This window comes from Novosphingobium aeonii, assembly GCF_052279045.1.
Classification (GTDB): domain Bacteria; phylum Pseudomonadota; class Alphaproteobacteria; order Sphingomonadales; family Sphingomonadaceae; genus Novosphingobium.
This window is the reverse complement of the sequence record NZ_CP176834.1, coordinates 22272-48182: the sequence shown is the minus strand read 5'-3', so window position 1 is coordinate 48182 and position 25911 is coordinate 22272. Positions and strand designations below refer to the sequence as shown.

Genomic DNA, 25911 nt, shown 5'->3' with positions numbered 1-25911 from the left:
CGTCGCGGGGAGTCGTTGATGCGCGTTGCGATAATAGCTCATTTAAAGTTCCCGATCGGTGAGCCCTTCGCGGGCGGGCTGGAGATGCACACTCACATGCTCGCACGGTCGCTGCGCGAACGTGGACACGAGGTTACTCTCTTTGCATCGACGCGCTCCGATCCCGCATTGGGTGTCGAAGCGATCTGCGATGAAACCTCGCTTCTTGAAACTGGCATCGCCGAAGCCAATGATGTCGCCTTCTTCCGCGAACATCATGCCTATCTTGGATTGATGACCGAACTACGGTCGCGATCCTTCGATGTGATCCACAACAATTCCTTGCACTATCTTCCCGTCAGCATGGCGGAAACGCTTGCCAGTCCCGTCCTGACGACGCTCCACACGCCGCCCTTTTGCTGGCTGGAAAGCGGGGTACGGCTCAACCGCGGGCCGATGACCTATGTCGCTGTGTCGAAGGCAACGGCTCACATGTGGAGCCACGTGGCGAAAACGGATCATATCATTCCCAACGGCATCGACCTGACGCATTTTCCCTATCAACCGGTCGCGAGCGAGACACCTTATCTCGTCTGGTATGGCCGGATCGTCCCGGAAAAGGGGCTGGACTATGCGATCGATGCGGCCCGCCTTGCCGGACTGCCGTTGCGTATCGCTGGCCCCATCTCGAACCAGAGCTATTTCGACGAGGCCGTCGCGCCTCGACTGGGAGCGAATGTCGAATATGTCGGCCATCTTTATCATCGCGAACTCGCCCAACTCGTGGGCGGGGCGATCGCCGCGCTGTGCACGCCGCGCTGGGAAGAGCCTTATGGCCTGGTCGTGGCGGAGGCGTTGGCATGCGGCACCCCCGTGGCCGCGTTCCGGCGCGGCGGCGTGCCTGCGCTGTTGACCGAAGAGTGCGGCGTTCTTGCAAAGCCCGACGATGTCGCGTCGCTCGCCTCTGCGGCGCTCGCAGCGTCGGGGCTGAGCCGCAGCGCGTGCAGGGCACATGCGGAGCGATATTGCGACGCGCAGCGCATGGTCGACGAGTATGAAGCTGTATATCGAAGGCTCGTTGCCCTCCCGGCTCTCGCCGCCGAGCCAGAGACCGCACCGCTCATTGCCAGCGTTGCATGACCCCCGCTGTCTGCGTCTGCATACCGGCCCGAAATGAGGCTGAGCATATCGGCCGCTTGATTGACGCCTTGGCGCAGCAAACTGTTCAAACCTTCGCTGTCGCTATCTGCGTGAACAATAGTAGCGATGCCACGCACGCAACAGCGGTAGACGCCATGCTTCGATCCCACGCGGCGTTCGATCTTCACATCGTCCAGCGCGTGTTCGAGCCCGCGCGGGCCCATGCCGGATCCGCCCGCCGCGCCGCGATGGACATGGGCGCTGATCTTATCTCGTCCGAAGGCATGCTGCTTTCCACAGACGCCGACTGTCGACCGCCTCTGGACTGGGTGGAGACCAATTTAAGGCACTTTTCCGCCGATCGGATCATTGGCGGCCGCATCGAGCTTGACGAGCTTGAGGCGGAAACGGCGCCGGGCATTTTCTTGCTACGCCGCCGGTTCGATGCCTATTGGCGGGCGGTGCGTGCGATCGAGGACGCCATCGATCCGGTCCCCTGGGATAGGCCGCCCCGGCACGGCGATCATACAGGGGCAAGCCTTGCCCTATCGGTCGAGCTTTATCGCCAAGCCGGCGGCGTACCGCTCCTGTCCTCCGGCGAGGATCGCGCCCTGGTCGAAGCCGCATGTGGTGCAGGCGGCAAACTGATCCACCCCTACGCCGTATGGACCCGCGCATCCGCCCGAACCGCCGGCCGCGCCAGTGGCGGCATGGCAGCGGACATGCAGCAATGGATGGACTACGTCGCAAAAGAGAAGAATCCCATGGTTCCCGCTCTATCGCACTGGGAGGAGCGCGCCCGCTGGCGGCTATGGGCCAAGGGAGAGATGAGCGCCGCCGATTGCCTGATCGCAGAACGCGCGCTTGCGCCTATGCCCTGCGACATGCCGCTGCCCACCCTGGAAGACATCGGTTGAGCCGCCCGATCGGATATTATATCCATCATCATGGCCACGGCCATCGCCAGCGCGCGATCGCGATCGGGCAATCGCTCGACGATGTCATGCTGATGGGGACCGGTCTTGCCGGCCGGACCGGAAACCTTCCCTTCCTGGACCTGCCCGACGATCGTCTGGACGCAAGTTTCGCGGGTATCGACCACGCCGATCGTCCGGCCTCCTTGCATTATGCGCCGCTGGATCATGAAGGCATCCGTCAGCGTATCAGACGGATGGCAGGCTGGATCGCCGAGGCACGTCCGCGCCTGATGGTGGTGGATGTGTCGGCCGAAGTGGCGATGCTGGCACGACTTGCCTCGGTGCCGACGGTTTATGTTCGGTTGAGCGGGAAACGGCTGGATCCAGCCCATCTGGACGCATTTCGTGGGGCTACGGGGCTGCTTGCACCGTTCCACGAAGCCATGGACGATGACGACATACCGATCTGGATCCGCGAGAAAACTTTCCATGCGCCGGGCATCATCCAGTCGGATCCACACTATGCGCCCGGCGGGGATAGCACCGTGCTGGTCGTTGTGGGCCGCGGGGGCGGCATCTCCGACGGAGAGCGATGGGCCGCCGCAGCCAGAGCCACGCCCGCATGGCGATGGCGCGTCATAGGGCCCTGCACCATGCCCTGCGACATGCCCGATAATCTCGAATTGCGGGGGTGGGTCGATGACGCGGACGCGCAGATTGCGACTGCCGGGGTGGTCATCGGCGGCGCCGGCGATGGCGTCGTCAGCGCCGTACTATCGGCGCGCCGGCCTTACATCTGTCTACCCGAACCACGGCCCTTCGACGAGCAGATGTCCAAGGCCAACAGCCTGGCTGCCGTGGGCGGTGCGATCCTGTGCCGCGAGCCACCTCATCCGCGGGAGTGGTCCGACCTCATCGATCGGGCGATCGCGCAAAATCAGCAGTGGCCCACTTGCCTGACCGGGGAGAGCGGGCCGCAACGGGTGGCGGAGTGGTTGAACAGCCTTTCTGTCGCTGCCATGGAACATAAAGGTGGTATCGCATGATCCTGGACCAACACGAGCGGGTCATGGAGACGACGGCGGACATCGTCGATCGCCTTGCAACGCTGGGCGCGGGCTACGACGCGGCCCCCAATTTCCCGTGTGATAGCCTAGCGGTTCTGGTGGAGAGCGGTCATCATCGCAGGTTCGCCCCCGAAGCATGCGGAGGGGTTCGCTTTGAAAATGAAGCGGCGCGCGCATGCGCTATGGCGAAGACCTTGCGCGAGGTGGGACGGGGCGACCTTAGTATCGGACGGCTCTACGAAGGGCATGTCAATGCGATGTCGCTGTTCGACTGGTACGGGACGCGCGATCAGCAAGACTGGTTGACCCAGGTTCTGGATCGCGGCGCATGGTTCGGGGTGTGGGCCACCGAGCCTTCCCCCGGCGTACGGATAGTCGGCGGAGCGGCCATGTCTCTTGTCGGCCAGAAGATGTTCGCAAGCGGGGCGGGCGGGCTCGACTATACGCTGGTCACTGCCGCCGGCGAAGGCACCGACCGGCGCCTGGTGATCGTCCCCGCCAACGAGCAGGCCCGAACGGACCTGTCGGGATGGCGGGTCCGGGGGATGCGCGCGAGCGTGAGCGGTCGCTATCTGCTCGACGCAATAGCCGTCGAACCGCGCATGCTGCTGGGCCAACCGGGCGACTATGACCGTGATCCTCGTTTTACGGCCGGAGCCTGGCGCTTCTGCGCGGCGCAACTGGGTGGCATCGAGGCCCTGGTCGCGGAAATCCGATCGACCATGGGCGATGCGGGTCGCAACGAGCCGCAGCAGCGGGCACGGTTTGCCGATGCGGTCGTTGCGGTGCGCACCGCAGGTTTCTGGGTCGATGAAGCAGCACGGCGCTTTGCGTCAGGTCATGACGATGCCGTCGCCGTTGCGCGCCTGACCCGCGGGGTCGTCGAAAATGCAGGCTTTGCCGTGATGGAGGCCGCAGCCCGGATATTGGGGACGCGCAGTGCCTTCGATGGGGAACGGGCGGACAAGATCATTCGCGATCTCTCCCTCTATCTGCGCCAAGCGGGACCCGATCATGCGCGGGACGAGGCCGCCCAAATGCTTCTGGATCACGACATCTGGGACGAGAGTGACCGACTATGGTGAAGGTCGAGCCTCTGGTACAAAGCCGATGGGCATCGGCGCGCTGGCTCGTCCTAGCTCCCCACCCCGACGACGAGACATTGGGGGCGGGCGCGCTGATCGCGCATTGCGCCGCGCAAGACCGGCTCGGTATGATCGCATTTCTGACCGATGGCACGGGCTCGCATCTCGAAACTACGCCGCGCGTCGCTGTGACCAGACGCAAAGAAGCCCGCCACGCACTCGGCAGGCTGGGCGCCCAAGCGGTCCCGACGATCTGGATGGGGTGGTGCGACGCGCATCCCCATCCGATTGACAGCAATCCGTTCATGCGGGAGGCCGGTCGGCTCGCGGCGCTGCTGCGCTGGCGCCGGATCGATGCGATCGCCGTTTCCGACCATAGCGAGGCGCATTGCGACCATGTCGCGGCCTTCAGACTGGCCGAGGCCGCTGTGCACAGGGCGAAGCGCCCGGTCGCTCTGTTTGCCTATCATGTCTGGGGTGAGGCGCCGCGCCTGGCGCGACATATCGCCACGCCGGCCATGCCCGTCGGACAGCGGCGTCAGGCCCTGCTCGCCCATCGAAGCCAGATTTCGCCGGTGATGGGCGATGGATTTCGGCTTCCGCGCGAAAAGCGCCGCATGGCCGCGCGAGACGTGCTGACATTGAGAAGGGATTGCCGATGACCCGCTCGAGCCTGGACGCACAATATTTCGACGACATTTTCGGATCGGATGACGACCCATGGGATCTGGCGTCGAGCGCGTATGAAGCCGCCAAATTTGCCCACACCCATGATGTGCTGCCCGACCGACGGTATGCGCGCGCCCTCGAGATCGGCTGCGCGCATGGCGTTCTGACGGGCTATCTCGCACCCCTGTGCGACAGCCTTCTTGCCGTGGACATCAGCGCGAAGGCGTTGGCGCAGGCGAGGGCGCGCCTGGGCGATCAGCCCGGCGTCAGGCTGGCGCACATGGCGTTCCCGCAGGAGGCCCCCGAAGCCAAGGACTTCGATCTGGTGGTGCTGTCTGAGGTGACCTATTATTGGGATCTGGCCGATCTGGATCGTGCTGGCAAATGGCTGCGCGATCATGTTGTGCCCGGCGGCAGGGTCATCCTGGTCCATTACACCGCGCAAACCGATTATCCGCAAAGCGGGGATGCGGCGGTCGAGACCTTGTGGTTCGACATGGCCCAGAAATTCGATGTGGAACTGGCCGAGCGCCGAGATACCTACCGGCTCGACCTGTGGACGCGTCGCTGATGGGCATATCGGTCCTTACCATCGTTCGTAACCGCAGCGCGCATCTGGCGCAGCTTGTCGAGGGCCTGCGCAGAAGCGATCGACAACCCGATGAACTGATCATCGTGGATATGAGTGACGAGCCGGTCGAGGTCGGCGCAGCAAGCTTTCCCGTTCGCATCGATCGGTTCGAGACCCAAGGGCTCCCCCTGGCGGCCGCCCGCAACCGGGCCGCATCCCTGGCCCGGCATGAGATGCTGATCTTCCTTGATGTCGATTGCATTCCTCTGCGCGCGTGCGTCGGCCTGCTGGCCGATACCCTCAGCGAGCACGATAGCCTGCTGTGCGCCGATGTTCGTTATCTTGGCCCCGACGATGCGCGCGGAAGCTGGCAGGAGTGCGACCTGCTTGAACGCGGGCGGGCGCACCCTGTGCGCTCATTTCCTGCCCGCGGCGTGCGCGAGGAGAGCAATGCCGGGCTGTTCTGGTCGCTGGCCTTTGCGCTGCGCCGATCAAGCTTTGCGGCGTTGGGCGGCTTCGATGAGGCGTTCACGGGCTATGGCGCGGAGGACACCGACTTTGGTTTCAGGGCTGTCGCTGCCGGCTTCAGGCTGCTGTTCGTCGGACAGGCCATCGCCTGCCACCAATATCATGAAAGCTATGAACCGCCCGTGCAGCACGTGTCCGATATTGTTCGCAATGCAAAGACATTTCACGCACACTGGAAACGATGGCCGATGGAAGGCTGGCTGCGCGATTTCGAACGGCTTGGACTTGTGCGGTGGCGCGGCAGCACCCTGGAGCTTGTGCGCCTGCCTACTGCAAGCGAAATCTGTGCTTTGCGCGTTGAATAGGCATCTTGATGCGGGCCGATGAGAATGTTCAGTCGAACGGCGCAGTCTGGAAGGAAGATGCAGACAGCCGACAATGATACCACACATGAGGCAGGAGCCAGTCGATGACCGCCATGTACACCGCGTGGATGAAAGCCGGATTCGATTTCTGGATGCTGGGCGCCGAAGCCGGGACAGTCATGACGATGAGGCTTGCCAAGATCGCCGCAGGCGAAGACGATGGAAGCGTCGAAGCGGAATTGATGGTCTCAGAAAAAGTCCGCGCCATGATCGGACTGCAGACCAAGATGATGACCGGTGCCCTTGATACGACGCCATTGAGCAAAACACGCGGCACCCTGAAGCATTATCGCCAGAAGGTGGCGGCAAATGACAGGAGATTACGCCGGTCGCGATAAGCGATCTTCGCGGAACGCCATCGGATCGTGCTAGCCTGTCGCGTTGCCGACCGATAAACCTGCACTTGCAGGCTATGGGCGATCGTCGATCGGCTTGGGGATCGCGATGCCGAGCTTCTTACGGCCCTTGCCAGTGGCGTTCGTCGCCGGAGCCTGTTCGCCAGCCTTTCTCCCCAGCCCTAACGCCTTGGCCAATGTGCTCCGCCGTTCCCGATAGTTCGGCGCGACCAACGGGTAGTCCTTCGGAAGGCCCCATTTTACACGATAGGCTTCGGGCTTCAGCTGATAATGGGTCGCCAGATGGCGCTTGAGCAGCGTCAGCTTCTTGCCATCTTCCAGACACACCAGATAGGCCGGCATGATCGACCGGCGGATCGGAACGGCCGGTTGCAACTTGGCAGTTTCGGACACGGAAGGCATTGTCCCGGCCTGATCCAGCGCTCCATAGACCGCCTCGATGAGTACCGGCAGGTCGGAGGGAGACACGGAATTGACACATGGGCCGACACGATATCGGCGGTCAGTGTGACAAGAAGATCGTCGGCCAATCTGTTCTCCGTTGTTAGGGCCCTAACGCAGCAGCGGCCATCGACCGGCCCGGCCTTCATATTGCGGATCACGCTACCTGCAAGAGCGACATGCGTCGTTCAACATGCAGGGGAAATGCGCGTTCGGCGCGCAGTCTAGCTCTGAGAGCGAATGGTCTCGCGCAGGGGGCCATAGCGAGGCCGAGCGACGTCCCGGAGGGCGCCGGATGACCATCACCATCCCGGCGCGGCGCGGCCCGGAAAAGGGAAGGGGGATCGGAATTGTGATGCTGCCGAAGGGGCAGCTTTCACAGGAGCATACCCTCATGTCCGATCTCTTCGCCGCCGCCGGCGCATCCGACCGCCTTGCTGCCCAGGCCCTGCTTCTCCTGCTGCGCAGGGGGGCGCCCATCACCCGCCGCCAGCTCAACGAAGCGATGACGAGCGCCTTTGGCGGCAGCGACGCCGATGGCCGCTGGACACAGCGCGACAGCTTCGAACTCCTGGAGCACGCAACGGCCCTCTATCTGCGCGAGAAGCCCTATGCTCTCGAGAGCTTCGCCGACGTGACGCAGGCCCATGCGCTCGTTCAGCGCCTGCCGACCCAGACCGTGCGCAGCGAAGCGCAGCTCGCCTGGCAGCAATTCTCGACGCCCGCCGATATCGCGGCGCTCGCGGTGCTGCTCGCCGACGTCGGGCCGCAGGACGTGGTGCTCGAACCCAGCGCAGGCAATGGCCTTCTCGTCGCACAGCTCGGAGATCATCGGTCGCTCCAACTCAACGAACTCGATCCCACGCGGCGATCGCGGCTGGCGGCCCTGTTCCCCGAAGCCCTCATCACCGGGTATGACGGCGCCGCGATCGGGTCGCTCATGGCCCGGCAAGAGCGGCCGAGCATCATCCTGATGAACCCGCCCTTCTCGCGCTCGCTGGGCCGCGGCGCCGACGACCTGGCCGCTGTGCGGCACCTCCAGGCAGCACTGCGCCACCTTGCCCCGGGCGGACGCCTGGTGGCGATCATGCCCGACTGGTTTGGCCCAAGTGCGCGCATGCGCGACCATTTCGAAACCGTGCTGCGCGAGGCGAGCGTGCGAACGTCGCTGCGGCTCGAGAAATGCTACACCAAGCATGGTACGAGCATCGCCGTGCGGCTCTTCGTCATCGATAAGGTCGCGGGGAACGCGCCGCCCGCCGTCATCCAGCGCGCGTCGGTCGAAGAACTGGCCGCGGTCCTCACCGTGCCGCCGCGTGCCGCGCCGCCTGTCATTACAGCACCCGTCCGCGCGGCACCGGTGCCCGCCAAAGGCATCTCGCTCTTCCGCGCGGTCAAGAGCGCTTCGGTCAAGCCGCGCGCCTATTTCGCACCGGCGCGCAACGACGTTCTCCCGGTCGATTATGAGCGCCTCGAAGCCCCGGCACCGCTGCTGGAGCAGACCGGTGTCTATCTGCCCTATCGGCCGAGCCGCATCGTATTCGACAAAGCGGGCGAGCACCCGACCGCACTCGTCGAATCCGTCGCGATGGGATCGATCGCCGCTCCTATCCCACACTATGTGCCCCGACTGCCCGAGCGCACTGTGTCAGAACGCCTGCTCTCCGCCTCCCAGCTCGAAACGGTCGTCTATGCAGGCCATGCCTGGTCGCAGACCCTCCCGGGCCGCTTCAAGCCGGACAAGGAGGGCGTCGGGCTCGTCCTCGCCGAGGACGGGCGGACCTATCGCAAGGGCTTTTTCCTGGGCGACGGCACCGGGGCCGGCAAGGGCCGGCAGGTCGCCGCCTGCATCCTCGACAACTGGCTGCAGGGCCAGCGGCGCAACATCTGGGTCACCAAGAACGAGCCGCTGCTCGAAGATGCGCGGCGCGACTGGACCGCGCTCGGCGGCGTCTCGGCCGATGTCCAGCCGGTCGGCAACTGGAAGATCGACGAGCCCATCACGCTCGAGCAGGGCGTCCTGTTCGTCACCTATCCGACCCTGCGCTCGGCGCGCGGCGATCATAGCCGGCTCAAGCAGATCCTCGACTGGGCGGGCGAGGATTTCGAGGGCGTCATCTTCTTCGACGAAGCGCACGAGATGGGCGGCGTCGCCGGCGGGGAGGGGGCTCTTGGCGCCAAAGCCGGCTCGCAGCAGGGCATCTGCGGCGTGCTCCTCCAGAACCATCTGCCCGGTGCGCGCGTCGGCTACGCTTCGGCCACCGGCGCCTCCGACATCAACAATCTCGCCTATGCGGTCCGGCTCGGGCTCTGGGGCCCGGAAACCTCCTTCCCCGATCGCGAGCAGTTCATCTCCTCGATCCGGCAAGGCGGCATCGCCGCGATGGAACTGGTCGCCCGCGATCTCAAGGCCAGCGGCCTCTATCTCGCCCGCGCTCTGAGCTTTGCCGGGGTCGAATATGACATATTGAAGCACGAGCTGACCCCGGCGCAGATCAAGATCTACGACATTTATGCCGATGCCTGGGCGATCATCCATCGCAACATGGAGGCCGCCCTCGAGCTGACCGGCGTCGTCGACGGCCTCGAAGGCAATACGCTCAACAGCGGCGCCAAGGCTTCGGCGCGCTCGCGCTTCGAGTCGACCAAGCAGCGCTTCTTCGGACAGGTGCTCCTGTCGATGAAACTGCCGACCGTGATCGCTGCGGCCGAGCAGCATCTCGCCGAAGGCAAATCGGTGGTCATTCAGCTTGTCACCACGGCCGAGTCCATCCTCGACCGCCGCCTGGGCCAGCTCGCCCCGGACGAGCGCGCCGAACTCGATATCGACCTGAGCCCGCGCGAATATGTCATCGACTATCTCGAACGCGCCTTTCCGACCCGGCAAATGCGCGTCTCCACCGACGACACCGGCGCCGAGCGCTCGGTGCCGATGGACGACGAGAACGGCAATCCGGTTGATAATCCGCAGGCGCTCGCGGCGCGCGCCAGTCTCATCGAGCAGCTTTGCGCGCTGCCGCCGATCACCTCCGCGCTCGACGGGCTGCTCAATCATTTCGGCCATGACAATGTCGCCGAAATTACGGGACGCACCAAGCGGCTGATCCAGGCGAGCGACGGGCGCCAGAAGCTCGAGACCCGCTCGACCCGAACCAGCCAGGCCGAGGCCGCCGCCTTCATGGGCGGCCTCAAGCGCATCCTCATCTTCAGCGACGCGGGCGGGACTGGCCGCTCCTATCATGCGAGCCTCGATGCGGTGAACCAGGAGCAGCGGGCCCATCTCCTGCTCGAACCCGGCTGGCGGGCCGACCGGGCGATCCAGGGTCTGGGGCGCACCCATCGCACGCATCAGGCCTGCACGCCCCTGTTCCGGCCGGTAACCACCGACTGCAAGGGCGAGCTGCGCTTCACCAGCACCATCGCCCGGCGCCTCGATACGCTGGGCGCGCTGACCCGGGGGCAACGCCAGACCGGAGGACAGAATCTCTTCGACCCCGCCGACAATCTGGAAAGCAGCTACGCCTGCGCGGCGCTGACGAGCTGGTTCCACCTCCTGCACCTGGGCAAGCTCAAGAGCACCACGCTGGCCGAGTTCGAGGAGCGCACCGGCCTGGAGCTCACCGACAAGGACGGCGTGCTGAAGGACGAGCTGCCGCCGATCCAGCGCTGGCTCAACCGATTGCTTGCGCTCCCGATTGGGCTGCAGAACCGGATCTTCGAGGAGTTCCTCGCCCTCGTCGAAACCCGGGTACAGGCCGCGCGCGAAGCGGGGCGGCTAGACGTCGGCGTGGAGACCATGCTCGTCGATGCCGCGACGATCATCGACGACACGATCCTGCGCACCGATCCGGTCAGCGGCGCGACGTCCCACCTCCTCACCATCGAGGTGGCGCGCCGCAAGACGCCTGTCTCGCTCGAGCGCATCCTGCGCATCGCTGAAAGTCATCCCCGCCACGCCTTCCTGCGCAATGCCAAGTCCGGCCTGGTCGCACTGCAGGTGAAGGCCCGCGCCCATATGGAAGAGAAGGACGGGACGCCCATCCCTCGCATCGAACTCATGCGCCCGACCCGCAACGACTATATGCGCCTTGCCGATCTCGCCGAAACCGCCTGGTCACCGATCGACGAGGAGGCTTTCCGCGCACTCTGGGCCGCCGAGGCCGAAGCGGCGGCGGCGCAGGTCGATACCGAGACGATCCGGCTCGCGACCGGGCTCCTGCTGCCGATCTGGTCAGCGCTGCCGAGCGACCATCTCGTCGTCAACCGCATCGCCGACCAGAGCGGCCAGTCCTGGCTCGGCCGCATCGTCTTCGACGATCATGTCGTGCAGCTCTACACCAAACTCGGCCTCGATCGCGCCGAGAACCTGCCGCCCGGCGATATCGTCAAGTCCGCGCTCGGCGGACGCAGCGTCGAACTGACGCAGCCGTTCCCGATGGCGATCAAGCGCGCGGTGGTGAACGGCCTGCCCCGCATAGAACTGGTGGGCGCGCCGCCCGCGCAGCTTGCCTATCTCAAATCGCTTGGCTGCTTCACCGAGATCATCAGCTACCGCACGCGCGTGTTCGTGCCGGTGGAGGGTGCTGCCGATATCCTCGGCCGGCTGCTCAGGCCCGAGGCTCGAGCGGCATAGCCACGATCAGGCTCGCGGCATCCGGCTCGATTTCCAATCCCGCCAGGGGCTGGGTCAGCAGCATGGCCGCGAGCGCCGCCTGGGTCGTTGCCGCGCCAGCCTTGTCGCCCGCCTGTTCGAGCAATTGAACTGCCTTGCGGATCAGGCCGACCGCAAGCGCCCTCTTGTCATGTATCGCGTCCATTGCATCCACTCGTGCTGGTGCCATGGGCCTAGGATAGCATAAGCCCCGCCGTCCGCTACCGGATGATGTGCGCGCCTCCCGGTCTTCCGGCCGCCCGCTCGGGGGCGGCCTAGTCGCTGCTGAGCGGAATAGCCGCGATGAGCGCGGCACTTTGCGGATCGACCTCTTCGCCGGGCTGGAGGGGCCGCGCCGCGAGCGCCACATCGAGCGCATGTTGCAGGCGCGCCGCCGTCTCCCAGTCCTCGGCCTTTTCCAGAAACACCATCGCATGCCGCATGAGGCCTATCGCGATGCCCCGGCAGTTCGTGTCTGCCATGCCCATATCCTCGAGCTCCCGGTTGAACCGCGGGAGAGGGGCGATTGGCCTGTCGTCCGAACTCCCGCGCACTGGACGCGGGAGCCGCCGGACCTCGCAACATGTGAACACACATGCGCCGTCACCTTTAACCCGAAGGTCTGGACATGCGCGACGGCAGCCCGGAAACCGATGGTTTTCGAGTTGCTTGTGTTCACGGACTTGCGAGGTCCGGCGCTACCCTTTGCGCAGCGCAGCCCTGCCCTAACAGAGGGGCCGGGAGCGGCCAACCGGTTCCTTTTTTTGACCGGGTTCCCGGCGTCGTTGGCAGGTGTCGGCGTCCCGTTCCGCGTGCCCAGGCGATCGCTGTCGCACCATAGGCCGCTGCCCCCGGTCGGACAGCCGAGGCGCCCGAAACGGCCAGCGGCGGGGCCGCTGCAAAGAGAAGGGGGGTCAGAAGGGGTGTCCCGGGATGGTCCGGGCATCAAGGAGACTTCCAGTGATCGACAGCGTCAAACTCAACAAGCTTCGCCTCTCGCCGATCAATGTGCGCAAGGTTTCGGAAGACCGGCTGCGTCTCGACGAACTCACCCCCGACGTCGAGGCCCGCGGCATCCTGCAGAACATGCTGGTTACCCCGGCCAAGCCCAAGGGCACGTTCGAAGTGCTCGACGGGGGACGGCGCTGGCGCGCGCTGATGCGCCTGGTCGAGGCGGGCACGATCGTCGCGGCCGACTATGATGTGCCGGTGCGCGTCATCACGGGCGACATCGCGCATCTGAGCGAAACGTCCTTCGCCGCCACCTATCACCAGCTGCCGCTCACCCCCGCCGAAGAATGCCGCGCCTATGAGCATTTCATCGGCAAGGGCGCCGACATCGACGGGGTCGCCAAACGCTTCGGCAAGACCCGCCGCTTCGTCGAAGGCCGCCTGCGCCTGGCCTCGCTGGCCGAGCCGATCTTCGACGCGCTGGCCTCGGGCGCGATTACGCTCGACATCGCCAAGGCCTATGCCTCGACGGAAAGCCACGACAAGCAGCTCGATGTCTGGAGCACCTACGGCAAGAATAGCTACGTCAATGCCGATTCCATCCGCCGCGTCATCGCCAACGACGCCCTTAAATCCAACGAACCGATCGCGCTTCTGATCGGCGAGGACCGCTATGCGGCCGCCGGCGGCCGGGTCGATCGCGACCTCTTCAGCGAGGGCGGCGACCGCTGGATCGATCCCGAGATCGCCAAGGGCGTCGCTGCCGAGATGATGGAAGCCGAGGCCAAGCGCATCGGCGAGGAATCCGGGCTCGCCTGGATCCGGCCGATCGCAAGCAGCTATGCCTATAACCACGCGCAGGATCTCTACCGCATCATGCTCGATCCGCCCGAACTGACCGACGAGCAGGCCGCGCGCCTGGAAGCGATCGAGGCGCGGCGCAGCGAGCTCGAAGAGCTGATGCAGGACGAGGCGCTCGACGAGGATCAGTTCAAGGCGCTCGACAGCGAGGACGACGCGCTGATGGCCGAGGCCGAAGCCATCGAGAACCGGCTGCCGGTGCTGCCCGACGAGCTCAAGCCGCATGTCGGCGCGTTCCTCCTGCTGACCCCGCAGGGCGAAATGCGCCTCGACACGCAGTTCTTCAGCGAACAGCCCATCCAGCGCATCGATGACGAGGCGCAGGGCGAGGGCGAGGAGGACGACGGCGAGGGCGGCGACGAGGGCGAGCGCCTGGCAGGCGGTTTCCGCATCGGCGGGGCCGACAAGGAGGCGCCCAGCCTGCCCGAGGAAGCCGTGGGTCCGGGCGGCAAGCCACTCAGCGCCCGGCTCTACGACGAACTCGCCATGCAGCGCCGTGACATTCTGGCGGCCTCGCTCCTCGCCGAACCCGCGCTCGCGCTCGACTATGCCCTGTTCACGATGATCGACGCGCGCAGCCAGTCCACGCGTCATACCGGCTACCACAGTGCCCACTATGGCTCGACGCTGCGGGCCGGAGCACCGCAAGACCCGATCTCGGGTGATATGCCGGTGACCCGGGCGCGGCAGTATCTCGCCGAGGCTCATGACGGGCTCGACGCGGCCTGGACGGAACCAGCCGATATCGTGGAGCGGTTCGAGGCCTTCCGCGAGCTCGGAGACGACGCCAAGGCAGCCTGGCTCGCCTACATCGTCGCCGTCTCGCTCGAGGCCAAGGGCGGTTTCAAGGCGGAACAGATCCCGCTGCAGAACCGCCTCGCCTCGATCCTCGAGATCGATGTCGCCGCCTGGTGGCGACCCACCGCGGAGAATTTCTTCGACCGGGTCAACAAGGGCACGATCCTCACCCTGCTCAACGATGTCGGTAGAGGCTCGCTGACCGCGCGCCATGCTACGCTCAAGAAGGGCGAGATCGCCGCGAGCTGCGAAAAGCTCTTTGCCGGGGAGTCGATCGTCGAGCCCGACGTCAAGGAGGCGGCGCTCGCGTGGGTCCCCAATGCCATGCGCTTCCTGGACCGCGTGCCGGAACAGGCAGAGGGACTCCTCGATGCGCCTGGCGACCTGGACGTGGCCGAAAGCGACGGGGCTGATGACAGCGAGACCGACGACGGGGACGCGGTGACGGCCGCGCCGACGGCCTCCAAGCCGGCCGAGGCCGACGAAGACGAACTCGCCGCCGCCGAGGCCTGAGCCTCAAATCCTGTCCGCAAGCGACCACCGGCGTGTTCTCGCGCCGGTGGTCGTCTCGTCTGTGAGGAGATTTCCATCATGTCCAAGCCTGCACGAACCGGCCGGGATGCCGCGGCCGAAATCAGCGCCATCATCATCGATCGCCTTGAAAAGGGCGTACCACCCTGGACCCGGCCCTGGCGCACGAGTGGCAGCGGCGGCCGGCCGCTCCGGCACTGCGGCACGCCCTATACGGGGATCAACAATCTCCTGCTTTGGGCGCTCGGCGACATGCACGGCTACCGGTCGCGCTACTGGATGACCTATCGGCAGGCGAGCGAGCTCGGCGCGCAGGTCCGCCGCGGCGAGCAGGGTGCCCTGTCCGTCTATTATTCCTCGTTCAAGAAGACCGAGACAGACGCCGTGAGCGGTGAGGCCGTGGAACGCAGCATCCGCTTCCTGCGCCATTACATCGTCTTCAACGCCGACCAGATCGATGGCCTGCCCGGCTATTATTACCCGCCCGAGGTGCCGGCCACGCCGCTGTCCCCCTCTCTGCGGCAAGCGGCGATCGACAGCTTCTTCGCGGCGATCCCCGCCGATGTCCGTCATGGCGGCAACGGCGCCTTCTACTCGCCCACCTTCGACTATATCCAGATGCCCAAGCGCTCGAGCTTCATCTCGATGGACCATTATGCGAGCGTTAGGGTCCATGAAACGGGGCATTGGACCGGCCATGGCGACCGGCTCGCGCGCACCTTCGGCAAACGCTTTGGCGACAAGGCCTACGCATTCGAAGAACTTGTCGCCGAGATCACCGCCGGGCTGGTCTGTGCCGAGCTTGGCCTCCCCAACGAGTTGCACGACAGCCACGCGAGCTATGTCGGCCACTGGCTCGGCATCCTCAAGGCCGACAAGACCGCCATCATCCACGCTGCGTCCAAGGCCGAACAGGCCTTAGCCTATCTGACGGCGTTCGGCGAGGCCGGGCAAGCGGGCAGCGCCCCGCCGCCCGAACTTGCCGCGGCTGCATGAGGCGGCCGCCATGACCCTTGAAACCAAGATCCTGGCCTGTTTGTCTACCGCCCATCTCTCAGCCGAGGTCGCGGCGGAACTGGACGCCATCCTCGCCTATCCGCCGCCGCTCGCGGCCCGCCTCAACCCCGCGCTGTGGCAGGCGCATATCCTCATGGACCGCTGGCTGGATTATGGCTGGTTCATCTGGATCGGGTCGCCAGCCCGCGCGCATATGCCCGACTCGCTCAAGGCCTGCCTCGACCTCGCTGAAGCGTCCGGCGCCGCCTGGCTGCAGTTCGACCGCGACTGCGCGCCGATCGCCGAACTGCCGGTCTACGACTGGTAATCCCCTCTCATCCAAGGAGAACCCTCATGGGTTGGCTCACCATGTCCCGCCATTCGATGGGCGGGCACGCAACCGCGAAAGCCTATCTCGACGATCAGTTCACCTATGAGCGCGATCATCCCGAGGGCGGCACGCGCGGCCTCAAGGTGCTCACCTCGTCCTGCCCTGCAAACCGCGTCTATTATGCAGCCGCTCAGGTGACGCGCGACGGCATCGGCGGCGAGGTCTTCGCCATCGTCTGCCTCGTCCTGTGGAACCCGCGCAGCGCGAGCGGCGAAAATTTTGGCTACAAGGACATGACGGAAAATATGGGCCCCTGCGAGGCTGCCTGTCCCGCCGCGATCCTCGATCTTCTCACACCGACCACCAACGAGCATGCGCTCGACTGGCGGCGTCGCTGCCGCGAGGCGCTCGCCCGCCGTTCCCGAAAGATCGAGACCGGCGCGCGCATCAAGCTGCCCGCGCCGGTCCGGTTTTCCGACGGGCATGTGGGCGAGGAATTCATCGTCGACCGGATCGGCCGCCGCGTCATCCTGCGCGATCCCGAGACGCGCATGCCCTACCGGATCACCCGCTTCATGGACCAGGCCTGGACGATCGTCCCGGAGACCAAGGTCCACAAGACCCTCTTCGCCTGAGCGCTCTTGCCTCCCGTCCCTCCTGCGAAGACAAGGATCTGATCATGTTCCCTTTTCCCTTTCCCCGGTCTGCCAAGCGCGACCTCCTGTGCAGCCGGCAGAATGCCGAACGCGTCGCTGCACGGCTGTTCGCCGCCGGCGGTGGGCCAATCAGCGTCGTGCGCACCGGCGATCTTCTCCAGCCCTACCGGGTGGCCCTGGTCCCGGCCCGCTATGAGCAGGTCGAGACGGTCATGGTATCATGATGGGTCGCAAGGTCATGCTCGCGAGCGTCTTTGCAGCCCTGCTTATGGGCTCCAGCCTGTCGGACGCCCAGAGCTTCCATGCGCGCGGCCGCGCGCTCGACGGCGATACGCTCGCCGTCGATATCCGCCTGCTCGGGATCGATGCCTTCGAGACAAGGCAGATGTGCGAGCGCCGGAATGGCTGCTGGTCGTGCGGCAAGGCCGCGCAGGATCTCGCAGCGCGGGCTCTGCGCGATGCCGAGGCGGTCATCACGCTGACGCCCTCATCAACCTATGGCCGCCCCGTCGCCACCGTGACCGTTCGCGGCGCTGACCTCGGCGAGACGTTGCTCCGAGCCGGGCTTGCGATCCCGCAAGCGCAGTATCTTCGCCGCGATCCCGCCCGCCGCGCGCGCTATGAGGCGGCCTTCGCCGACGCCCAGGGCCGCAGGGCAGGGGCCTTTGCTGGCACCTGGCTGCCCCCCGCCCGATGGCGCAAGGGCGAACGCCTCACCTGCGAGCGCCGACAATAGTCCCTTTTCCGCAAGGCCTGGGCGCTTGAAGCGCGTGGCCCACCCCGTACGGCACTAGGTCGAGCCCGGTGCCGTCGATGGGCTTTGCCGATGAGGTGGTTTCCAAGGACATGTCGCATGGTTACGTCCTCGTCCCAATCGCGCGCGATCACGCTGATGGTCGGGCTGCCGCATCTTCGCTCCGGCCCGCTGCTCGCCCGCGCGCGCAGCCTTGCCCTGCCGGTCCTCGTCTCCGCCAATGCCTTCTCCCGTTGGGTGGACGCAAGGCAGGGGCGTGAATGGGCCGGCTGGAAACTCCAGGGCCTGAAGCATGCGGCCGGTCTCCACAGTCTTTGCCTGGACAGTGCCGGGTTCAGCGCCATGGCTCGCTATGGCGGCTTTCCCTGGACCATCGACGACTATGTCGCGCTCGCATCCGCCTATCCCTTTCGCTGGTGGGCGAGCCTCGACTATTGCGTGGAGCAAGAGGTTGCCCGAGACCGGGAGGAGGTTCTGGACCGGATCGCGCGCACCGTCCGGGCCAATATCGAATGCCATGCGCGCGCTGTCGATCGGAATATCGCCAGCACGTTCCTGCCGGTCATCCAGGGCCGCCTGCCGCAAGATTACGAACGCTGCGCCACCGCGCTCGCAGGCCTTGTCGAGCGCCATACCCTCATCGGTGTCGGATCGATGTGCCGACGACCCATCCATGGCGACGCCGGTCTCATCGCGGTGGTGGATCATCTCGACCGCGTCCTGCCGCCGGCGGTGCGGTTGCATCTCTGCGGCGTCAAGGGCGCGGCTATTCCCTTCCTCAAACCCTTCGCGCGCCGCGTCGCCTCGATCGACAGCCAGGCCTATGGCATCGCAGCGCGTAGTAAGGCGCGGGCGCATGGGTGTCGGAAGTCGGATGACCTCGTCGCCGACGAGATGGAGCGGTGGGTCGAGCAGCAGCTGGCGCGGTTACGCCAGCCTGCCCGCTCCCTGCCGATCGCGGCGCCAGCGATAGCGTCGCCGCTGCGGTTCGATCCCTGGCAGGAGGCGATCGCCCAAGCGCGGGAGGATCTGCGCGCGCTCATCGAAAGCGGCGACCTCGATCATGATGCGCTTGTGACCGGATGGGTCGAGCAATGGGCCGCAGACCTGATGCACCCTGAGGCTTGATGGCGATCACCAAGCACGGCGCCGGACGCGGCACAGCCCTGCAGCTCAGGATTTGACGACCGGCTCCGCCCACCAGGACGCACCTTGGACGAAATCGGCACGACTCTCCACCAGGGGACCATCGGGCTCCGCCGCGACATAGGGGTTGGTCAGCGGGAGGATCGTTCGCTTTTCACGGTGGATCTGGCCCGCGATCCGGCCGCGCCGCTCGAGCAGATCCTCCAACAGGCGAGGTCGTCGAGCATCTCGACCACGCCGCGACCAGCCAAGCAGAAATAGATCGTCCGCTGAAAGTCGTCGGCCTGCGGATTGGACAGGAGGCTTGCGAGCTTCCGTTTGCCTTGCGCCAACCCCTCGTGGATCCACTGGGCCGCCTCGCGGATCTCGCGCACGGCATAATAAGCATCGAGCGCATCCATGCCGATGGCCGCATTGGCGATCATCCGGCGCGTCGGCCGATTGTCGGGATCGAGCGCGGCATCCCGTAGCGTGATATCGAGATCGAACCGGTCGAGAAAATTGGACATGCTCATGGCGGAAACTCCCTTCGCGTGGGAACGTACAGTGAACATCTGGCATGGTCAACTGGTCGGCATCGACCTGGATCAGGCCTTGTCGGCCGCACTGGCGAGTTCGCGATGAACGGCCCTGGCGAGATTGAGGTCGTAGCTGAGCGCGCTGCTGACCGGGAGGCTACGCACGCCCAGGGCCTGGAGCGTATAGTTGAGGTCGGGCGTCACCGCCGCGCCCGCCGCGTCGATCGGCAGGTCCCAAGGCCGAAGCGGCGAGACCGGCCACCGTACGCCCTCGGCCTCGCGCATCAGCGTATCGCCATGCAGGCAGAAGGCGGAGGGATCGCAGCGATAGTCCATGTCGATCCGGGCCGCGATCGTGTTGTCGCCCGCGTCGCGCGCGACGAAGGCCTGGTGACGCCCCTCGATGACCTGATAGAGAGCGGGAAGTCCAGCCACCGTCAGGCGTTGCACCTTCACGGGCAGGCTGTTCCGCGCGTCCCGGCGGTCGCGTACGGCTCCGACCAGCCGGTCGAACCGGACCGGCTGGGCTAGCACGTAGCGCAGTTCGATTGCGGCCGCCTCGGGCGGCGCGACACTGCCACGGGAAACGGCGGTGGCGCAGACGGCCCGCGCGAAAAGATCGACCTGAAACGGTCCTATGACGCTGAAGATACCGGTCGCATCCGGTCCCGCCATCTCGTTCGCGCGCTCACCAAGCTCAGGATGTCCAGGGATGCGCAGGTCCGACACGCCGCCACGCAGGCATTCCATCATGTCGATGCCCATCGCCTGAGTCCTCTCCTTTTTGGAGGAATTTTATACCTTGCCGAGGCGTCTGACTATCCGGCGGTTCTTTCCCGTGGCCGCACCGGAAAGGTCCGCAGTCTGCAAGGACCGCCCAGCGCTAGGCGCCGGAAAAAGGGGAGGGGGGCCGAGAGGACGAGCGACGTGGATCGCTTGGCCCCTCGGAGACTTTCCCCATGAGCTACGATGTTGCGTTTCGCCACCAGCAGGCCCTCGACCCGAGCGCGCTCTCGAGTGTCACCACCACATTGCACGCGATCGGCGCCGCGATCACCGACTGCCGCAACGCTGGCAAGGACGCCGAGATCGACCCTGCGGTCATCCTCCTTATCCGTCACCTGTCGCAAGTGTGCGAAGCCCGGCCGCCCAGCACTCTCCTGCGCCGCGAATGCCTGGACGCGATCGCTGAGATCCGGCGGCATCCTGTGCTCAAGACGCTCGCCTATCGCGGCGTTGCCTATGACGAGCCCGCCAAGCGCCTCTTCCATAGCGAGGGACGGATCGCGGTGCGGCGGCTCGCCGAGGCCCTGGGTTTGGCCGAGGGCAGCTTCGATGTCCGGTCCAACAAGGGCGGCGTTGCCGTCTCCGGCGAAATCACGCTCCACGGCGAGGACATCTGGGTCCAGCTTAGCCTTGGCCTCATGGGACCGGACCGCGAGATCCTCTACCGGCGCGTCCACGGCCGAAGCGACCATATCGGCGAGCGCAACCATTATGCCTCGATCCGCGACCTCATGGCGCCCGATCGCTTCGCCCGGAAGATCCGCCGGGATCTCAATCTGGCACCCGCCACCCCATCGGATGGCCGATTGTTCGCCTGACTCTCAGGCCGGCGGCGGGTCGACATGGCCCAGCCACCGGGCGAGCCAATGCGCCATGGTGGCGGGATAGTCAGCGGGACTGTCGGGTTCGGCCGTCGCTTTCCATCCGCATTGGCACTGCACGGTGCGCACCGCGTCATGGGGCGGCGCTGCGTAGACGATCATATGCGCCCTGAGCGGCATCTTTCGTTTCCCCCCGCGGCACGATGCTGCGCGCGCGCGGGGCGGCTGTCCACATTTTTGTCAGTAGCGCCCGCCTGCGGGCAGGCCCCAAAAGGACACCTCATGCACCGCGCGCCTAATGACGCGGCACCTTGCCGCGTGCCCGACAGGATCGCCCTCGATCCGCAGGCCCCCATCATCCTTGCCTACGGCATCGGGGTCGATTCCACCGCGCTCCTTATCGAGCTGCATGCGCGCGGCGAAACGCCCGATCTCGTCCTCACCGCCGACCCTGGGGCCGAAAAGCCCGAAACGTATGAATATCAGACGATGATGGCCGCCTGGATGGCGGCCCGGGGCATTCCCTATGAAGTCGTCGCTTACCGGCCCAAGCGCTTCAAGCACTATCCGCCCTATGCGACGATCCTCACCAACCTGCTGGCGAACGCGACGCTGCCGAGCATTAGCCTGGGCCGTCACAGCTGCTCGCTCAAATGGAAGGTCGCGCCCCAGGAGGCCTTCCTCAAGCAATGGCCGCCGGCCAAGGCCGCCTGGGCGGCAGGCCGGAAGGTCGTGCGCCTGATCGGCTACGACGCCTCGCCCGCCGACGCACGCCGTTATCGCCATGCCGCCGGGATCGACGACCCGCTGTTCGAGTGCCGCTATCCGCTGCGCGACTGGGGCTGGACGCGCGCACGCTGCGAGGCCCGGATTGCGCAAGCCGGCCTCCCGGTCCCGCCCAAGTCGTCCTGCTTCTTCTGCGGCGCCATCAAGCCCGATGAGGTCCGCGCCCTGCCGGCCTGGTGCCTGCGCCTCATCGTGCTCATCGAGGCGCGCGCGGCCCCCGTCTCCATACGGTCGAGGGGCTCTGGCGGCGCTCTACCCGAACCCGTCCGGGGCGGATCACCGACTTTATCCGTGCCGAGCAGCTGCTGCCCGAGGCCGAGATCGGCGAGATCCTGCGGACCGCTCCCACCGAGCTGCTGCGCTTCCAGGACGCGGCCGCGCTCGTGCCGGTGAGCGAAAGACCGACCATGGAGCAATGGCTCGCCGACTTCACCGCGGGGCAGGCCACCAGCCGTCTCTAGGCAGCCGCGCGCTGCGCCATCCCGCGACATGTGCACCGCGCGCCCACAGCATACCCACCGGTTATGCCGGCTCTGACCACAAGCTTATCCACCAAGGAGGTCAACCATGCGTCCCATCACGCCTGACTCGCCCGAGCAGGGCCAGGCCATCGCCAACGCTGTCGAGCGCCTGCGCGAAGCGCGCACCCTCTTGCGCCAGGCCGGCGCGCGCCAGGCGGCGCGCCGCCGCCGGCAAAGCGATCAGCAGCGCCGAAGGCGCGGCCCGGCATGTCGCGCACCGGATCCGGCGGACGAGCACGTGACGCCCGCGCTCTCGCGCGACGCCTTGGCGGGGTCAAGCGCCATGCGACCAATGTCTAGGGTTTTGAACGCCGTCGCCATAACCAGCCTTTCGTCATTTTGCGGTACAAGTGTGGATGGATTCGCACACAACACCCGGGCTCTGGTCGCGCGACTTTGAAGCAGGACTTGCGGTCTGCGCCCAGGGTACTCTTCGTTTCGAGCGCCGCGGCGACGCCGGTGTCACCCTCGCGTTCGTGGGCGCTGCGCCCCTTTCGCTCGAAGCCCAGTGTCTGCTGGCCGGCCACGCCGTCGCAGCCATCGAACGCGCCTATCGCCGGCGGCGTCTCCCGGGCACCGTCCGACAAGAGCAGCCGCCCTTTTCTCCGCGTCCTACTGCCCCGTGTCGCCGACCGCGCATCGCATCCCCAGATCAGCCAGCGCTTCCTTGAGCAGACCGCGTTGGGCAGACCGCGATAAGGGCGGCCAATGACGGCGATGCAGCGCCCAATACCATCGGACATCGTCGCCCCTGCACGCTCCCACGCCCTCCTACGATGTGAGAATGGCGCTTTCTGCCCGCCAACTCCCAGGCCGAGATGCAGGACAAGCGCTGCGCAAATGCTCGCCCATGGCGGCGTTGTTCTGGTCTCGCGCAACCGACAGCGCCGAGTTGCCCGCGGCGTCGCACCGCTCGGGGTCCGCGCCCTGCGCGACCAGGAGATCGGCAATCTCTCGCCGGTCGAACAGCGCGGCGAGCATGAGGGCAGTCTGGCCGGCCTTGTTGGTCGTCTCGGCGTCTGCCCCGCGCTCGAGAAGCAGCCGGGCGACCGATGTGAAGCCCTTGAACGCCGCGCCCATCAGCGCGGTATTGCCGCGCGCGGCATCACCCGCCTCGGGATCGGCGCCGTGATCGAGCAGCAGCGCCACGGCCTCGTCATGCCCATGATAGGCCGCCAGGATGAGCGGGGTATAGCCCCGCTCATCCTTTGCCTCGACCGCGCAGCCCGCATGCAGCAGGGCCGGCAGCACGTCGGTCCGTCCCAGCTGCGCCGCATCGAACATCAGTTCGCGCAGCCGCTCGGGCGAGGGCAGGGGCGGCAGATCGCCGGGCTCATTTGGCATCCATGTCGACCTTGAGTTCGCGGGGCCAGAAGCGCAGCGCCGCGATCGTGTCGACGAAGGCCGCCGCATCCTTGGCGGCGCCAAGCTCGATACAGGCATCGTCGAGCTTCTCGAGGATGCCGGCATTGGCAAAGATCGGCTGCGCATCGAGCGTGAGGCCGATATATTTGCAATGGCCAAAGGCATCGCGCACGAAGTCCTGCGTGGCCGCGTCATCGGCAAGCAGCGCAGCGCCGTCGGCCGAGACGACGATGGCCACCGCGTCGAACAGCACCGAAGGTCCGCCGTCGATCTTCTGCTTGGCCGCGACCTTGGTGCCATCATCAAGCGTCACGCCGCCGATCTTGGGGGCGATCACGTCATAGACCGCGCCCACCTTGTCGAGCGCCTTGACGAGGCCGCCAAACAGCGCGGCATCGGCGCCGTCGCTCAGGAGAATGCCAAGCTTGCGGCCCTTGAAGCTCGGCGGTCCGTTCTTCACGATCGACAGCGCGTCCGACGGCGGCAAATCGCTCCGGGTCGGCTGCGTAGCCTGCGCGGGCGCGGGCAATTCGGGAAGGCCCAGGCCGTCCGCGACGGTGCCGGCCAGGCCGTCGTCGATGTTGATGAGGTGCGAGACGACACGGGCGCGAATGTCCGGGCGTTCGACCTTGCTGAGCTCGAAAACCAAGGCATCAGCGATATGCTTCTGCTCGATCGGCTCCTGGCTCACATAGAATTGCCGGGCCTGGCTGTAGTGATCGGCAAAGCTTTCCGGGCGGATGCGCAGCTTGGCGCCATCCGCCTCCTCGGCGAAGCTTCGGAACCCCCGGACCGGATCCTCGCGCGGTCCGCCGAGCGTCGCACCCCAGCTGTTGGGCTCATAATTGACCCGCCCCCGTGGGTTGGTCATCGCCATATGACCGTCCTGCTGGAAATGGGCGACGGGGCATTTGGGCGCGTTGATCGGGATATGCGTGAAATTGGGCGAGCCCAAGCGCTTGAGCTGTGTATCGAGGTAGGAGAAATTACGCCCCTGGAGCAGCGGGTCGTTGGTGAAGTCGATACCCGGCACGACATTCTGCGTGCAGAAAGCAACCTGTTCGGTCTCGGCGAAGAAATTGTCGACCACCCGGTCGAGCACCAGACGGCCCACGACCCGGACGGGCAGTATCTCTTCGGGAATGATCTTGGTCGCGTCGAGCACGTCGAAATCGAACTGGTCGGCGAACGCCTGGTCGAACAGCTGGACGCCGAGCTCCCATTCGGGAAAGTCACCGCCATTGATCGCTTCCCACAGATCGCGGCGATGAAAGTCCGGGTCGGCGCCGTTGATCTTGACCGCCTCGTTCCACAGCACCGACTGCAGGCCCTGCTTGGGCTTCCAGTGGAACTTGACGAAGGTCGACTTGCCCTCGGCGCTGACAAGCCGGAAGGTATGGACGCCAAAGCCCTCCATCGTGCGGAATGAACGCGGGATCGCCCGGTCCGACATGGCCCACATGATCATGTGCATGGATTCGGGGGTCAGGCTGATGAAATCCCAGAAATTGTCATGGGCGGTCTGCGCCTGCGGGAAGGCGCGGTCGGGTTCGGGCTTTGCCGCATGGACGAGGTCGGGAAACTTGATCGCATCCTGGATGAAGAAGACCGGGATGTTGTTGCCGACCAGATCCCAGTTGCCTTCCTTGGTATAGAGCTTGACCGCGAAGCCGCGCACGTCACGCGCTAGGTCGAACGAACCCTTCGAGCCCGCCACGGTCGAGAAGCGAACGAAGGCGGGCGTGCGCTCGCCCACGCGCTGGAAGATGTCCGCCCGGCTGATGTCGGCGAGGCTGTCGGTCAGCTCGAAAAAGCCGTGCGCGCCATAGCCGCGGGCATGGACCACGCGCTCGGGGATCCGCTCATGGTCGAAGTGAAAGATCTTCTCGCGAAAATGAAAATCCTCGAGCAGCGTCGGACCGCGCGCGCCTTGCTTCAGGCTGTTCTGATCGTCGGCGACCGGAACCCCTTGGCTCGTGGTGAGCGCCGGCGCGCCGTCGGCCGCGACCTGATGGGTCTCGCCGCCGTCGCCCTGTTTTTCAGCATAGCTTTCGGACAGCTGTGCGTCGGGAGGCACGGGCGAGGCCTTCTGCCGGGATTCCCCGGACACCGGCTTCCCCGGAGCGATGTCGGCCGGAACGATCACAGCGGTATCGGTCGCGGGTTTCCTGGGCATGGGAGCTCCTGTCACTGGTCATGTCGGTGAACCCGCCCACGCCGGACGCTGGGCAGGTATGACGGACAAACCACCGGGGACAGTTTAAGTTTCCCAGGCCGAGCAGATTAGGAGCCGCCTCGTCCGACGGGGCGCACAGAGGCCG

At 65.8% G+C, this 25911-nt stretch carries 24 protein-coding genes and 2 pseudogenes; 18 read left to right on the top strand and 8 right to left on the bottom strand.

The features are described 5' to 3' along the window. The first annotated feature begins 18 nt into the window (after positions 1–18). From ACLIMP_RS24905 to ACLIMP_RS24870, 8 genes are all read left to right on the top strand, one after another. Positions 19–1119, top strand: coding sequence for a glycosyltransferase family 4 protein (locus ACLIMP_RS24905; protein WP_244917350.1), 1101 nt, complete (start codon positions 19–21; stop codon positions 1117–1119). After that, positions 1116–2036 (top strand): glycosyltransferase family 2 protein, encoded by a 921-nt coding sequence (locus ACLIMP_RS24900; protein WP_036529386.1) that lies wholly within the window; start codon positions 1116–1118, stop codon positions 2034–2036. The genes ACLIMP_RS24905 and ACLIMP_RS24900 overlap by 4 nt, the downstream gene beginning before the upstream one ends. Next, complete coding sequence (locus ACLIMP_RS24895) at positions 2033–3082, top strand: glycosyltransferase (protein WP_443478994.1); 1050 nt, start codon at positions 2033–2035, stop codon at positions 3080–3082. Before ACLIMP_RS24900 ends, ACLIMP_RS24895 begins: the two co-directional genes overlap by 4 nt. Beyond that, positions 3079–4188 carry an acyl-CoA dehydrogenase family protein gene (locus ACLIMP_RS24890; RefSeq protein ID WP_036529389.1) on the top strand — a complete coding sequence of 370 codons (1110 nt, stop codon included), beginning with the start codon at positions 3079–3081 and terminating at the stop codon, positions 4186–4188. The genes ACLIMP_RS24895 and ACLIMP_RS24890 overlap by 4 nt, the downstream gene beginning before the upstream one ends. Continuing rightward, on the top strand, positions 4182–4850 hold the full coding sequence (locus ACLIMP_RS24885) for a PIG-L deacetylase family protein (RefSeq protein WP_443478993.1): 669 nt from the start codon (positions 4182–4184) through the stop codon (positions 4848–4850). Before ACLIMP_RS24890 ends, ACLIMP_RS24885 begins: the two co-directional genes overlap by 7 nt. Then, positions 4847–5428, top strand: coding sequence for a class I SAM-dependent DNA methyltransferase (locus ACLIMP_RS24880; RefSeq protein ID WP_036529391.1), 582 nt, complete (start codon positions 4847–4849; stop codon positions 5426–5428). The genes ACLIMP_RS24885 and ACLIMP_RS24880 overlap by 4 nt, the downstream gene beginning before the upstream one ends. Then, complete coding sequence (locus ACLIMP_RS24875) at positions 5428–6261, top strand: glycosyltransferase family 2 protein (protein WP_036529425.1); 834 nt, start codon at positions 5428–5430, stop codon at positions 6259–6261. The genes ACLIMP_RS24880 and ACLIMP_RS24875 overlap by 1 nt, the downstream gene beginning before the upstream one ends. 104 nt (positions 6262–6365) lie before the next feature. Further along, positions 6366–6659, top strand: coding sequence for a hypothetical protein (locus ACLIMP_RS24870; RefSeq protein WP_051587148.1), 294 nt, complete (start codon positions 6366–6368; stop codon positions 6657–6659). 72 nt (positions 6660–6731) lie between these two features. Here ACLIMP_RS24870 and ACLIMP_RS24865 read toward each other — a convergent pair whose 3' ends face one another. Continuing rightward, the gene (locus ACLIMP_RS24865; protein WP_443478992.1) at positions 6732–7145 is read right to left on the bottom strand and encodes a Ros/MucR family transcriptional regulator; all 414 of its coding nucleotides are present in this window, start codon (positions 7143–7145) and stop codon (positions 6732–6734) included. Positions 7146–7512: 367 nt separating this feature from the next. Here ACLIMP_RS24865 and ACLIMP_RS24860 point away from each other — a divergent pair, with 367 nt between their 5' ends. After that, positions 7513–11751 (top strand): strawberry notch-like NTP hydrolase domain-containing protein, encoded by a 4239-nt coding sequence (locus ACLIMP_RS24860; RefSeq protein WP_443479008.1) that lies wholly within the window; start codon positions 7513–7515, stop codon positions 11749–11751. On the opposite strand, the gene ACLIMP_RS24855 is transcribed toward ACLIMP_RS24860, so the two are convergent. Beyond that, complete coding sequence (locus ACLIMP_RS24855; RefSeq protein ID WP_443478991.1) at positions 11726–11935, bottom strand: hypothetical protein; 210 nt, start codon at positions 11933–11935, stop codon at positions 11726–11728. The genes ACLIMP_RS24860 and ACLIMP_RS24855 overlap by 26 nt on opposite strands. 109 nt (positions 11936–12044) lie before the next feature. Continuing rightward, positions 12045–12251 (bottom strand): hypothetical protein, encoded by a 207-nt coding sequence (locus tag ACLIMP_RS24850; RefSeq protein WP_443478990.1) that lies wholly within the window; start codon positions 12249–12251, stop codon positions 12045–12047. A gap of 478 nt (positions 12252–12729) precedes the next feature. On the opposite strand from ACLIMP_RS24850, the gene ACLIMP_RS24845 reads away from it, so the two are divergent. From ACLIMP_RS24845 to ACLIMP_RS24815, 7 genes are all read left to right on the top strand, one after another. Next, positions 12730–14892 carry a ParB/RepB/Spo0J family partition protein gene (locus ACLIMP_RS24845; RefSeq protein ID WP_443478989.1) on the top strand — a complete coding sequence of 721 codons (2163 nt, stop codon included), beginning with the start codon at positions 12730–12732 and terminating at the stop codon, positions 14890–14892. 78 nt (positions 14893–14970) lie between these two features. Further along, entirely contained in the window at positions 14971–15906 is a 936-nt protein-coding gene (locus ACLIMP_RS24840) for an ArdC family protein (protein ID WP_443478988.1), read from the top strand. 10 nt (positions 15907–15916) lie between these two features. Next, positions 15917–16234 carry a DUF5983 family protein gene (locus ACLIMP_RS24835; RefSeq protein WP_443478987.1) on the top strand — a complete coding sequence of 106 codons (318 nt, stop codon included), beginning with the start codon at positions 15917–15919 and terminating at the stop codon, positions 16232–16234. Between the two features lie 26 nt (positions 16235–16260). Next, complete coding sequence (locus tag ACLIMP_RS24830) at positions 16261–16872, top strand: DUF6927 domain-containing protein (protein WP_443478986.1); 612 nt, start codon at positions 16261–16263, stop codon at positions 16870–16872. A gap of 44 nt (positions 16873–16916) precedes the next feature. Then, a complete protein-coding gene (locus ACLIMP_RS24825; protein WP_041380157.1) occupies positions 16917–17117 on the top strand; it encodes a hypothetical protein in 201 nt (66 codons plus the stop codon). Next, the gene (locus tag ACLIMP_RS24820; RefSeq protein WP_095687456.1) at positions 17114–17629 is read left to right on the top strand and encodes a thermonuclease family protein; all 516 of its coding nucleotides are present in this window, start codon (positions 17114–17116) and stop codon (positions 17627–17629) included. The genes ACLIMP_RS24825 and ACLIMP_RS24820 overlap by 4 nt, the downstream gene beginning before the upstream one ends. Positions 17630–17746: 117 nt before the next feature. Continuing rightward, positions 17747–18775, top strand: a complete 1029-nt coding sequence (locus tag ACLIMP_RS24815) for a deazapurine DNA modification protein DpdA family protein (protein ID WP_443478985.1) — start codon at positions 17747–17749, stop codon at positions 18773–18775. A 45-nt stretch (positions 18776–18820) separates the two neighbouring features. Here the strand turns inward: ACLIMP_RS24815 and ACLIMP_RS24810 are convergent. After that, positions 18821–19308: pseudogene (locus ACLIMP_RS24810) on the bottom strand (hypothetical protein). Positions 19309–19380: 72 nt separating this feature from the next. Next, entirely contained in the window at positions 19381–20076 is a 696-nt protein-coding gene (locus ACLIMP_RS24805) for a hypothetical protein (protein ID WP_443478984.1), read from the bottom strand. A 194-nt stretch (positions 20077–20270) separates the two neighbouring features. Between ACLIMP_RS24805 and ACLIMP_RS24800 the strand changes: the two genes are divergently transcribed. Then, entirely contained in the window at positions 20271–20915 is a 645-nt protein-coding gene (locus ACLIMP_RS24800; protein WP_095687443.1) for a hypothetical protein, read from the top strand. Between the two features lie 3 nt (positions 20916–20918). Here ACLIMP_RS24800 and ACLIMP_RS24795 read toward each other — a convergent pair whose 3' ends face one another. Then, entirely contained in the window at positions 20919–21098 is a 180-nt protein-coding gene (locus ACLIMP_RS24795) for a hypothetical protein (RefSeq protein ID WP_443478983.1), read from the bottom strand. Positions 21099–21200: 102 nt separating this feature from the next. Here ACLIMP_RS24795 and ACLIMP_RS24790 point away from each other — a divergent pair. Next, positions 21201–22165 (top strand): annotated as a pseudogene (locus ACLIMP_RS24790) (hypothetical protein). 831 nt (positions 22166–22996) lie between these two features. On the opposite strand, the gene ACLIMP_RS24785 reads toward ACLIMP_RS24790, so the two are convergent. After that, positions 22997–23569, bottom strand: coding sequence for an ankyrin repeat domain-containing protein (locus ACLIMP_RS24785; protein WP_443478982.1), 573 nt, complete (start codon positions 23567–23569; stop codon positions 22997–22999). After that, entirely contained in the window at positions 23559–25766 is a 2208-nt protein-coding gene (locus tag ACLIMP_RS24780) for a catalase (protein ID WP_443478981.1), read from the bottom strand. Before ACLIMP_RS24780 ends, ACLIMP_RS24785 begins: the two co-directional genes overlap by 11 nt. Positions 25767–25911: the final 145 nt, after the last annotated feature.